7 protein-coding genes and 5 pseudogenes are annotated in these 9,511 nt (G+C 68.9%); 6 read left to right on the top strand and 6 right to left on the bottom strand.

Going from position 1 to position 9,511, the window contains the following annotated elements:
• From AD428_RS25320 to AD428_RS25315, 3 genes and pseudogenes are all read left to right on the top strand, one after another.
• A pseudogene (locus tag AD428_RS25320) lies at positions 1-350 on the top strand (MutS-related protein); the annotation flags it as partial.
• Positions 347-1,538 (top strand): annotated as a pseudogene (locus AD428_RS17510) (JmjC domain-containing protein). The pseudogenes AD428_RS25320 and AD428_RS17510, both read left to right, overlap by 4 nt.
• Positions 1,539-1,770: 232 nt before the next feature.
• Complete coding sequence (locus tag AD428_RS25315) at positions 1,771-1,971, top strand: endopeptidase (RefSeq protein WP_082308473.1); 201 nt, start codon at positions 1,771-1,773, stop codon at positions 1,969-1,971.
• Between the two features lie 293 nt (positions 1,972-2,264).
• Here the strand turns inward: AD428_RS25315 and bamC are convergent, their stop codons facing one another.
• From bamC to AD428_RS17485, 4 genes and pseudogenes are all read right to left on the bottom strand, one after another.
• On the bottom strand, positions 2,265-3,389 hold the full coding sequence (gene bamC, locus AD428_RS17500; protein WP_053246025.1) for an outer membrane protein assembly factor BamC: 1,125 nt from the start codon (positions 3,387-3,389) through the stop codon (positions 2,265-2,267).
• A 17-nt stretch (positions 3,390-3,406) separates the two neighbouring features.
• Positions 3,407-4,314: pseudogene (gene dapA / locus AD428_RS17495) on the bottom strand (4-hydroxy-tetrahydrodipicolinate synthase).
• 86 nt (positions 4,315-4,400) lie between these two features.
• Positions 4,401-5,048 (bottom strand): site-2 protease family protein, encoded by a 648-nt coding sequence (locus AD428_RS17490; protein WP_053246024.1) that lies wholly within the window; start codon positions 5,046-5,048, stop codon positions 4,401-4,403.
• A 67-nt stretch (positions 5,049-5,115) separates the two neighbouring features.
• A pseudogene (locus AD428_RS17485) lies at positions 5,116-5,743 on the bottom strand (L-threonylcarbamoyladenylate synthase).
• A gap of 84 nt (positions 5,744-5,827) precedes the next feature.
• On the opposite strand from AD428_RS17485, the gene ypfJ reads away from it, so the two are divergent.
• The 3 genes and pseudogenes from ypfJ (at position 5,828) to AD428_RS17470 (ending at position 8,131) form a co-directional block, all read left to right on the top strand.
• Positions 5,828-6,682 (top strand): KPN_02809 family neutral zinc metallopeptidase, encoded by an 855-nt coding sequence (gene ypfJ, locus AD428_RS17480; RefSeq protein ID WP_053246023.1) that lies wholly within the window; start codon positions 5,828-5,830, stop codon positions 6,680-6,682.
• Between the two features lie 152 nt (positions 6,683-6,834).
• Positions 6,835-7,371 (top strand): hypothetical protein, encoded by a 537-nt coding sequence (locus AD428_RS17475; protein ID WP_053246022.1) that lies wholly within the window; start codon positions 6,835-6,837, stop codon positions 7,369-7,371.
• Positions 7,368-8,131 (top strand): annotated as a pseudogene (locus AD428_RS17470) (DUF1828 domain-containing protein). The gene AD428_RS17475 and the pseudogene AD428_RS17470 overlap by 4 nt, the downstream one beginning before the upstream one ends.
• A 29-nt stretch (positions 8,132-8,160) precedes the next feature.
• Here the strand turns inward: AD428_RS17470 and AD428_RS17465 are convergent.
• Together AD428_RS17465 and AD428_RS17460 are read right to left on the bottom strand one after the other, a co-directional pair.
• Positions 8,161-8,430 (bottom strand): hypothetical protein, encoded by a 270-nt coding sequence (locus AD428_RS17465; protein WP_053246021.1) that lies wholly within the window; start codon positions 8,428-8,430, stop codon positions 8,161-8,163.
• Positions 8,431-8,671: 241 nt separating this feature from the next.
• The gene (locus AD428_RS17460) at positions 8,672-9,271 is read right to left on the bottom strand and encodes an N-acetyltransferase (protein WP_235490739.1); all 600 of its coding nucleotides are present in this window, start codon (positions 9,269-9,271) and stop codon (positions 8,672-8,674) included.
• Positions 9,272-9,511 lie beyond the last annotated feature (240 nt).

Genomic DNA, 9,511 nt, shown 5'->3' with positions numbered 1-9,511 from the left:
GGCCGAATCGGCCGGCGGCATCGTGTTCCTGCACGAAGTGCGCGAAGGCCCCGCCAGCCGCAGCTACGGAATCCAGGTGGCGCAGCGGGCCGGCGTGCCGGCCGCGGTGATCCGCCAGGCCCACGCGCGAGCTGGCGCGCCTGGAAGCCCAGGGCGCGCCCACGCCGCAGCTCGGCCTGTTCGCCGCCGCCGCGGAGGCCGACGCCAGGGCCGATGCGCATGCCGAGCAGTCCAGCGCCCTGGCCGCCCTGGACGAGCTGCGCGAAGCGCTCGCCGCCATCGATCCCGACAGCCTCACTCCCCGCGAAGCGCTCGACGCGCTGTACCGCCTCAAGGCCCATCTCCAATGAACCTCGACCACCCCCTGCCGCTGCTGGGCGGGCTCAGCCCCGACGATTTCATGCGCCGCCACTGGCAGCGCAAGCCGCTGCTGATCCGCCAGGCCATACCCGGTTTCCGGCCGCCGCTCACGCTGGCCGCCGTCAAGAAGCTGGCGCGCCGCGACGACGTGGAATCGCGCCTGATCTGGCGCGAGAACGGCGAATGGCGGATGGAGCACGGCCCCTTTGCCCGCCTGCCGCGCGACAACGAGGGCGACTGGACGCTGCTGGTGCAGGGTGTGGACCTGCACAGCGACGCCGCGGCCGAGCTGATGCAGCAGTTCCGCTTCATTCCCGACGCGCGGCTGGACGACGTGATGATCAGCATCGCCAGCCACGGCGGCGGCGTGGGGCCGCACTTCGACAGCTACGACGTGTTCCTGCTGCAGGCAGCCGGCGAGCGCGAGTGGCGCTACGGCCGGCAGAAAGACCTCGGCCTGCAGCCCGGCCTGCCGCTGAAGATCCTCAGCCGCTTCGAGCCGGAGCACACCGCCGTGCTCGCCCCGGGCGACATGCTGTACCTGCCGCCGCAGGACCGCACGACGGCGTGGCGGTGGGCGAGGCTGCATGACCATCTCCATCGGTTTTCGCGCGCCCTCGCAGGCGGATCTGGCCCGCGGGCTGCTCGAGGCCGCGGCCGACCAGGTCATGGCGCGGGTGGGCCTGCTGGGCGGCCCCTACGGCGATCCCCCGCTGCCCGGCCCGCGCCTGTCCGGGCTGTACCGGGATCCCGGGCAGCCGGCGGTGGACCACCCGGCGCAAGTGCCCGACGGGCTGATCGAGGCCACGCTGGCAACGGCGGACAAGCTGCGCTTCGACGAAGCCCTGGCCGCGCGCTTCCTGGGATGCTGGCTGACCGAGCCCGGCAACGCGGCGGTCTTCGACCCGCCTTCGGACCAGCCGCCCGATATCGAGGCGCAGTGGCCCGCGCAGGGACGCCTACAGCTCGACCGCCGCAGCCGCATGCTCTACCGCGGCAAGCAGCTTTTCATCAACGGAGAAACCGCCGGGGCCGCCGCCGAACCGGCCCTGCGCAAGCTTGCCGACGCGCGCGCGCTGGACCTGCGCCGCCCGCTGTGCGCGCGCCTGTCCGACAGCGCGCGCACGCAGCTTGCCGACTGGCTGGACGCGGGCTGGCTGCATTACCGGCCCGAGTAGTATCCGGACACGCGCGCGTATCCTATTCGCACAGAAGGCAATCAGGTCTATGCGCGCGGTCACATGAAGAAATACTTAACACGTAGCTGAAAGGATTGTTGCCGCTCTGATGCGACCTTTTTAACTTTCACACTGGCATCCCCGCCGGCTTCCTGTAGCCTGACTACTGGTTTCCCCTTAGTTGGTTTCCCCCTGGGGGTTTCACGAGTCGTCATCTAGAGGAGTCCCAAAAATGATGAGCAAAACCTTGGTCATTGCGTCGGTGCTGGCCGTTGCGCTGAGCGCCTGCAACAAGAAGGAAGACACGGCGGCCCCCGCCGGCAGCACTCCCGCCCCGGCGACCACCGCCCCCGCGCCGTCCTCGCCGGCCCCCGCTCCCGCTCCGGGCGGCGGTTCGACCACCCCTGGCGGCGCGACCACGCCTTCGTCCTGATCGGACCCCGGTTTTCACGTTTGGCGCCACGCGAACCCCCGCGTGCAAACGTGACGAAAATGGCCCTGGCACATCCGCCAGGGCCATTTTTTTCGCCGGTGGACCGTCCCAGCCCCAAGACAACTCGCCCCCTCGGGGCGCGGCGTGAGGGGCTTTTCTGCCCGAACACGGCCGCGCCCGGCTGAAACGCCTCCGCTTGCCTGCCGTCCGCCCACGAAAAAGCCGCCCGGCAAGGGCGGCTTGGCAGCGGCGCTTCGATGCGCGGCCCGGGCCCGCAGCGGGGCGGCCTTCGATCACATCTTGTCTTTCAGCACGCTGAGCAGGCGCTGGGCGGTGGCGCTGCCGTCGCGGCCGCCATTGGCGTCGAGCACCGTCACCTCGGTCTGGTCGCCCCGTGCGACCAGGTGGATGCGGTACTGCGCGGCCTGGGCTTTCTTGTCGCCGGAGAAGAGACGGCTGAAAAAGCCCGGCTCTTCCATCTTCTGGCCCGTATCGGTATCGACGTAGCGGACGAAGTAGTCGCCGGCGGAACGGTCGCGGTCGTCCACGGCGAAGCCGCCGCTGTCGAGCGCCACGCCGACACGGCGCCAGGCGCGGTCGTAGGTTTCGTTCACGACCAGCATGGCGCCCTGCGCGCGCACGTCTTCCTGGACGGCGGGCTTCTGCGGCGCGGCCTCGGCCTGCTGCACCAGCTTGCGGGCGCTGTCCACGTCCTTGCCCAGATAGACCATCATGCGGGCGAGCATGGCGGCGTTCAGGCCGGGGTCTTCCTTGCCGTTCTGCCACTGCACCTGCATGCCGTCGGCGCCGACGCGCTTCTCGAGCATCTGGCGGTGGCTGACGTAGATTTCAGTGTGACCGTTGACGCGTTCGATGCGGGTACGGAATTTCTCGCGCTCGCCGCTGTCCCAGGCCGTTTCCAGCACGGCGCCCAGGGCCTGGCGCAGCCAGCTTTCGGGGATCTTGGCGCGGTTTTCCGCCCAGTCGGTCTCGATGAGGCCGGCGGTCGGGTTGTTGGTCTGGATGGTGAAACCGCTTTCGGTCCAGAAGTCCACGATGCGCGGGAACACGTCCTCGGGCGCGCGGTCCACGACCAGCCAGCGCAGGTCGCCGTCGCGCTCGACATGCATGTCGGTGCGCGAGGGCAGCACGTTGGTGTTCTTGGGCTCGCTGGCGACCTGCTGGCCCTGCTGCTGGAACTGCGAATAGGTGGTGGAGCCGGACGCCGGCGCGCGGTAGCGCGGATCGTTGGCGGCCTGGGTCAGGTCGGGAGGAATGCTCAGCGGTTCTCCGCGTTGATTGACGGCGCTCTTGTAATCGATGGATTCCTCATTGCCCAGCAGCTGGTTGACCTCGCTGCAGCCGGCCAACAGCGTCAGGGCCATCAATGCCGACAGGCCGGCATGACGTTTCTTCATACGTATCCTCATGGTGTTTAGAGCAGACCGACTTCCTGGAGCGCGCCGCGCACGGTGTCGTGGTGCTGCGCCCCCAGTTCGACCAGCGGGAGCCGGTAACCCAGCGCGCTGCGGCCCATCTGGGCCAGCGCCCACTTGACGGGGATGGGATTGGCCTCGACGAACAAGGCTTTGTTGAGACGCGCGAGACGGCGATTAAGTTCACGCACCTTGGGCACGTCGCCCGCCAGGGCCGCGGCGCACAGGTCGCGCATGAGGCGCGGCGCCACGTTGGCGGTGACCGAGATGTTGCCGCGCGCGCCCAGCAGGATCAGGGCGGCCGCCGTGGGGTCGTCGCCGCTGAACACCTGGAACGAGGCGGGCGCCTCGCGCAGCAGCAGGCGGCCGGTCGGGCGATGTCGCCCGTGGCGTCCTTGATGCCGATGATGCCCGGCACCTGCGCCAGCCGCAGCACGGTTTCGTTGCTCATGTCGGCCACGGTGCGGCCGGGCACGTTGTACAGGATGGTGGGCAGGTCGACGGCCTCGGCGATGGCGCGGAAATGCCGGTACAGGCCTTCCTGGGAAGGCTTGTTGTAGTACGGCACCACCGACAGGCCGGCCTGCGCGCCCACCGACTTGGCGTGGTTGGCGAGGTGGATGGCTTCGTCGGTGGAGTTGGCCCCCACGCCGGCGATCACGGGGATGCGGCCGGCGGCATGCTCCACGGCCACGCGGATCAGCTCGGCGTGCTCTTCCATGGACACCGTGGGCGACTCCCCGGTGGTGCCCACCACCACGAGCGCATCGGTGCCTTCCTGGACGTGCCAGTCGATGAGCGACCGGTAGGCGGCGTAATCGAGGCTGCCATCGGGTTGCATGGGCGTGACGAGGGCCACCATGCTGCCCTGGAAATTAACGCCTGCGGCGGGTGCAGGGGATGCCATAAGGTAGGGCTCCAACGCCCCTCGGCGGGATTGCCACGGGGCCAGAATCTGTCAAACGGATGAGTTTAACGGAAAACGGCCTGCCTCTACAGAAACCACTGAACGATAGTCGTTCCCAATGCCAGCACCGGCTGCATCAGCAGCCAGAGCACGTCCGTCACCAGCAGCACGATGACGATCACCAGGCCATACGGCTCTATTTTCGAGTACTGCCAGGCCAGCCGGTTGGGCAGCAGGCTGAAGAGCACCCGCCCGCCATCCAGCGGCAGGATGGGCAGCAGGTTCAGGGCCATGAGCACCAGGTTCACGTTCACGCCCGCCACCGCCATCTCGAACCAGAAGCTTTCCTGCAGTCCCGACTCGAAGAAAAGGCGCAGCGAGAACGCCCACAGGACGGCCATGAACAGATTGGCGGCCGGCCCGGCCAGCGCCACCCACAGCATGTCCTGCTTGGGCCGGCGCAGGCGGCCGAAGTCCACCGGCACCGGCTTGGCCCAGCCGAACAGCATGCCCGGACTGCCCAGCAGCTTGGACGCCAGCAGGATGGCCACGGGCACCAGCAGCGTGCCGATCGGATCGATGTGCTTGGCCGGGTTCAGCGTAATGCGCCCGGCCTGCGCCGCGGTGGGATCGCCGAACATGCGCGCCACGTAGCCGTGCGCGGCCTCGTGCAGGGTGATGGCGAAAATCACCGGGATCGCGTAGACGGCGATGGTTTGGATGATGTCGTTCATGGCGAACCGGATTGTAGAGGAGCGCCGCGGCGCGACGCCCTGCTGCGCACGGACGGGGCCCGACGCGTCAAGCGAGGCCCAGCGTGGCGGGATCGCCCCGCCCCACGCGCACGATGACCGGGTCTTCGGCCGTGAGGTCGATGACGGTGGTGGGAGACTGCGGGCAGGCGCCCGCGTCGATGATGGCGGCGAGATCGTGATCGTAGCGCTCGCGGATGACCTCGGCGTCGTTCAGCGCCTCGGTTTCGTCCTTCGGGATGAGCGTGGTGGAAAGCAGCGGCTCGCCCACCTGCTCGAGCAGCCCCTGGATGACGGGGTGGTCGGGCACGCGGATGCCGATGGTCTTGCGCGACGGGTGCGAGACGCGCCGCGGCACTTCCTTGGTGGCTTCGAGAATGAAGGTCCACGGCCCGGGCGTGGCGGCCTTGAGCAGCCGGTACTGGCGGTTGTCCACCCGCGCGAAGTGTCCGATCTCGGCGAGGTCGCGGCACAGCAGGGTGAGATGGTGGCGCTCGTCCAGGCCGCGCAGCCGGCGCAGCCCGTCGGCCGCGGCCTTGTCGTCGAGCCTGGCCACCACCGCGTAGCTGGAGTCGGTGGGCACGGCCACCAGGCCGCCGTCGTTCCAGCCAGTGCGCCGCCTGCTTGAGCAGGCGCGCTTGCGGATTCGCGGGATGGATGGAGAAATAGAGTGCCATGGGTTTATCCTAACATTCTTGATGGCCGCCGCGTCCGGCGGCCGCGCGGCACGGGCCTTGCGCCATGCCCCCAGGAGAACAGACATGCGCCTCGACGATTCGCGCGAAAGCGACAACGTAGAAGACCGCCGCGCGAGCGGCCCGCGCTTCGGCGGCCGCGGCACCATCGGCATCGGCACCATCGTGCTGGCCCTCGTGGCCATGTACTTCGGCGTAGACCCCCGCATCGTGCTGCAGATGGCCGAAGGCCCCCCGGTCAGCCAGGAGCAGGTGCCGGCCACGCGCCCGCCGGCCGACGATCCGCAGGCGCGCTTCGTCGCCAAGGTGCTGGGCGAGACCGAAGACACCTGGGCCGCCGTGTTCCAGCAGGATCTCAACCGCCAGTACGCGCCGCCCAAGCTGGTGCTCTTTCGCGGCGCCACGCCCACCGCCTGCGGCACGGGCCAGGCCGCCATGGGGCCGTTCTACTGCCCCGGCGACAGCAAGGTGTACATCGACCTGGCCTTCTTCGACGAACTGCGGAGCCGCTTCAAGGCGCCCGGCGATTTCGCCCAGGCCTACGTCATCGCGCACGAGGTGGGCCACCACGTGCAGCACCTGCTGGGCATCTCGGACCAGGTCGACAACCTGCGCCGCCGCAATCCGTCGCAGGCCAACGCCCTGTCGGTGCGGCTGGAGCTGCAGGCCGACTGTTTCGCGGGGCTGTGGGCGCAGCGCGCCAACTCGGCGCGCAACATCCTCGAAAGCGGCGACGTCGAGGAAGCGCTGAACGCGGCCACCGCGATCGGCGACGACCGCCTGCAAAAGCAGACGCAGGGCTACGTGGTGCCCGACACGTTCACCCATGGCTCCTCGGCGCAGCGCGTGCGCTGGTTCGAACGCGGCTTCAAGAGCGGCGACATCCGCCAGTGCGACACTTTCGCGGCCAGCTCGCTGTAGCGTCCACCGCGCAGGCGCCGCGCCGGCTGTACATGCATACAGCCCGGCCGGGCCCGGGCCGCGCATCTTGTAAGATTACGCCCCCCTCGCCGCCGCGCGCGCCTTCAAGGCGCGCGCGGCGGCGTGCGCATTCCCAGATCCAGATCCTTTTCATGGCCAATAAGTTCGAACCCTTAATCACCGTCGACGAGGTGCGGGAGATTCTTGCCGAACCGAAGGAGACCGCGCGCCCGGTTTCCTGGACGCCCCGGCCCGCCGCCGGCAATGCGCAATGGATGGAGTTCTGTAGCCCATGCAGGATCAAGGGCGAAGTGCGCGACGACGTCCTCTTCCGCGCCACGTACCGCGCCGCCCGCACCGACGTCTACGGCCAGGCCACGATCTTCCTGTCGGAGGCGTTCAGCGCCAGCCTGTTCGTCGGGCCGCACCGGGTCTACGGCGTGGATACCGACGACGCCTTCCACACCAGCCTGGCGGGCTCGGGGCGGCCCCATTACCGCAAGCCGCTGGCCGACCGCAGCCACGAACATCTCTGGACCGACGAAGGCGAAGGCTATGCCGAGCCCGTCACGCCCGCGCTGCAGACCATCGGCGCCCTGATGGACTATTTCCTGCCCCGCGCCAACCTGGCGCTGGTCGGCGGCTTCGCGCACCCCCTCAAGGGGCGCCAGATCGAATTGATTCTATGAGCACCTTCCTGGAAGCGGCCGGCTGGACCGTGCTGCCGGCGGCGAGCGCGCGGTGCGCGCCATCGCGCCCACCACGCTGGGGCTGGACGGCCAGCACGCCGCGTTCTTCATCGCCTACCCCGACGACGCCACGTTCCACCTGACCGACGCCGGCGAGAGCGCCATGCACGCGGCGGCCTTCGGCATCGAGCTGGGGCCCAAGCGCATCGAGCTCCTCAATGAAACGCCGGGCGTCAGCCTGGCGCATGTCGACAAGTCCGGCGCCATCGTCGCCAGCGGCCCGCGCGAGCAGCTGCAGGACGCCGTGTGGGACGCCATGAAACTGGCCATGGCGCTGTCTTTCCAGTGCGCCAAATGGATGCCGCGCTTCAGCCAGCTGCGCTTTCGCGCACGCGTGGGACGCGCGCTGGCCGAAGGCGTGGGCGCCAACCGCATGGTCAAGGGCGCGCGCGCCAAGGGCAGCAGCGGCCATACCGCCGACTTCGCCTTCGCGGTGCGCGCGGCCGGCAGCACGGCGCTCACCTATATCGAGCCCATCGCGCTGAAAGCGGGCAGGAAAATGGACTGGACCCACGTCTACCAGACGCACGGCAAGATGTCGGACGTGAAAATGGCCGATGCGCGCAACTCGCGCATGGTCATTCTGGAAGATGGCGCGCCGGCCGAGGAATTCAGGAAGGCGGTCGCCATCCTGGAGCAATCGGCCACGGTGCAGACGCTGGGCAAGACCCGCGACTGGGCCGAAGTCTTCGCGCAATAGCGCAGGGCGGCGCGGACGGCCGCGCGGCGCTACGAGGCCGCAGCGGTCAGGCCGTCGACGATCTCGCGGCCATGCACGATGGCCGCATGCACCGCTTCGCGCGGGCTGTAGACGAAACCGCCTTCGGCGAACCTGGGCACGGCGTATTCTTCGCCCTCTTCCTGCGCGGCCGCCTGGGCCACGGTAATGGACGCAACGAAAGTGGGACCGCTGGGAGGCGCTTCGAGCCCATCGGCGGCGCCGCGGAAAACCCTGGCCGTGAGGCGGTATCCCTTATAGATCAGGTTGTTCTGGAGCACGTTCGGAATCCTCAAAGTCCAAAACGAGCATACCCCGGGTTTCATGACAGTCCAGATATGTTTTGTAACCCCGGCACAAAATGGAAACATTGTGTCGCTCTCACGCAAGCGTCCCCGTTTGTCGGACAACCGGGACGCGCATGCGGCCGCGCCGCCGAGCGCCAGAAAAGATGCGGCTTGCGGCGCGATCGCCGGCTTTCCGGGGACGCCCTCGACGCGCACGATTCGGGGATTTCCCGGATCAGTGTTGCGCGGGCGCAAATCCGGCCCGCGCCATGCCGGTGGCGGCCATGTAGCCGGGCAGCGTCCAGCCCCTGCCCAGCAGCACCATGCGGGTGTGCAGGTCGGCGCGCCGCGCCGGGTCGATGTGCTTTCCCAGGTACGCGAGGCGCTTGCGCCGCACCTCCACATAGCCCAGTTCGTAGTGCCGGGCCAGCGCCATCCACAGCCCGTGCGCCCCTTCGGACTGGCGCGCGCCGCTCATGAGGCACAGGCCCGCGTCCAGCCCCCAGCGGTACACCGCCGTGGCCAAGCCCATGCGCTGGTACGGCGCGGCGTATTTCGAATGCGGCGCGCGCACGTAAGGATCGGCGCGCCGGCCCACTTCCACCAGCCGGTTGAACACGGTGTAGCCCGCGACCCGGTCGCGCGCCTCGTCCACCACGTACACGTAGTACTCGCCGTCGGCTTCGCGGTAGCGCAGCACCAGGCCCGGCACGTCGGTGGCCGCCTGCGGCAATCCGTAAAGGCGGTCGCCGCGGCGCTTCATGCGCGCGCGTAGCGCCTCCAGTTCTTTTTCGACTTCCTGCGGGGAAGGGTTCACATCGATGCGCAACTCCATCGCCATCCGGATGCGTGAAGGAACGCGCCCAGCGCCAGCGTCGGCACGGCCACCTCCTGTTCGAGCGTCAACGGTTATCGCGGAAACGGTTTCGCGAATGAAAAAAAGCCGCATTCGCGGCCGGAATGGGGAAGACCGGCGCCCGAGCGGGGCCGGCGTTGCGGGGAATCAGGGCGCGCCGCGCCCATCGGGGCTGCCGGCGGTTGCGGCCTCCCCTGCTCCCGCGAGATGCGGCGCGCG

The sequence above is a fragment of the Achromobacter sp. DMS1 genome (assembly GCF_001270295.1).
The sequence above is the reverse complement of the archived record's forward strand: the minus strand, read 5'-3'. Positions and strand labels throughout refer to the sequence as shown.

Excerpts from the sequence above, each read along its gene's own strand:
- AD428_RS25315 (WP_082308473.1), top strand. The coding sequence starts at position 1,771 with ATGATGAGCAAAACCTTGGTCATTGCGTCGGTGCTGGCCGTTGCGCTG.
- bamC (WP_053246025.1), bottom strand. The coding sequence starts at position 3,389 with ATGAAGAAACGTCATGCCGGCCTGTCGGCATTGATGGCCCTGACGCTG.
- AD428_RS17475 (WP_053246022.1), top strand. The coding sequence starts at position 6,835 with ATGGCCAATAAGTTCGAACCCTTAATCACCGTCGACGAGGTGCGGGAG.
- AD428_RS17490 (WP_053246024.1), bottom strand. The coding sequence starts at position 5,048 with ATGAACGACATCATCCAAACCATCGCCGTCTACGCGATCCCGGTGATT.
- ypfJ (WP_053246023.1), top strand. The coding sequence starts at position 5,828 with ATGCGCCTCGACGATTCGCGCGAAAGCGACAACGTAGAAGACCGCCGC.
- AD428_RS17460 (WP_235490739.1), bottom strand. The coding sequence starts at position 9,271 with ATGGAGTTGCGCATCGATGTGAACCCTTCCCCGCAGGAAGTCGAAAAA.